Origin of the sequence: Coprococcus sp. AM97-35 (genome assembly GCF_027697525.1) — a bacterium.
GTDB lineage: Bacteria > Bacillota > Clostridia > Lachnospirales > Lachnospiraceae > Allocoprococcus > Allocoprococcus comes.
The window spans coordinates 5,213-6,289 of sequence record NZ_JAQESL010000047.1 but is presented as its reverse complement, the minus strand read 5'-3'; the positions used below and the strand labels follow the sequence as shown (position 1 = coordinate 6,289).

Below are 1,077 nucleotides of genomic sequence, written 5' to 3'. Positions count from 1 at the left end.
TTTCCATTGATAAGAAGTTCTGCATTTTCTTCTTTCAACATCTGCCAGCCCACAAGTTTGTACTGTGTACCGACTTCTAAGCCCTCTAAGGTTACGGTATCAATGATTGTTACCTCTTTTCCAGCTTCAAGTTCTTTGTTGCCGTCCTTATCCGTAGCAGTCGTATGAATTTTGATGATACGTTCTGTAATAAGTACCGTCTGCCCGTCGTCCTCAATGTCTTTGTGTTCTGCAGCTTTTACGGGTTCGTCTGAATTGCTGTAATCATATAATTCTTCAAAGGTAACAAGGTTTTTGCCACCTAAAGCAGACGCATTGAATGTATAGGAAATTTCCACTTTCATTTCTTCATCATCAGCGACAAAGGTATAATCGTTTTCTACACGTTTCCCGTCAATGATAAGCTCGGCGTTTTCTTCCTTTAACATCTGCCAGCCTTTGAGCTGATACTTTGTGCCTTTTGTAAGTCCGTCTAATTTGACTGTATCAACGATTGTAACCTCTTTTCCTGCAAGGATTGTCTTTTCGCCGTCCTTGCTGGTCGCTGTGGTATGGATAGAGATTTCTTTTTCGTATTCATCAGTCAAAGTCCCTAAATCACTCACAAGGTTATTTCTTGATACCACGATTTCAAATGGTGGGATAAGTTCAAAACCTTTGTTGCTGTCAGAGCGTAATTCTTCAATGATATAAGTATCGTAAGGTAACGCACCTTTGCTGTCGTCTGGTTCAGAAGTCCCAAACCATACACCGTCCTCGCTGGTCTTGCCTGCGTTGGTATTGTGCTTATGGGAAGCCCAGTCAGCAGAAGTGGAGAATTGCCCGTTATCATCAGTTACTACAACATGACTTTCCCCAGTCGTCTTGCTTGTGATCCTAAAGGGAACATCAGCAAGACGCTTGTGTGTGCCTGCACCGATTTTTACGCCCTCAATATCTCCACGCTTAATCTGATTGTAGATAGAATGGGCTTCGTCGGTTAAGTCCACGATTTTTCCATTCTCTGTGATTGCAAAATCAATCGGTTTTGCACCGTCTGTCAAATATCCGTTTGGAGCTTCACTTTCAGCGATACGG

General features: G+C 42.5%; 1 pseudogene. It reads right to left on the bottom strand.

The window, feature by feature from the left end:
• A pseudogene (locus PG840_RS16210) lies at positions 1-1,077 on the bottom strand (SrtB-anchored collagen-binding adhesin); the annotation flags it as partial.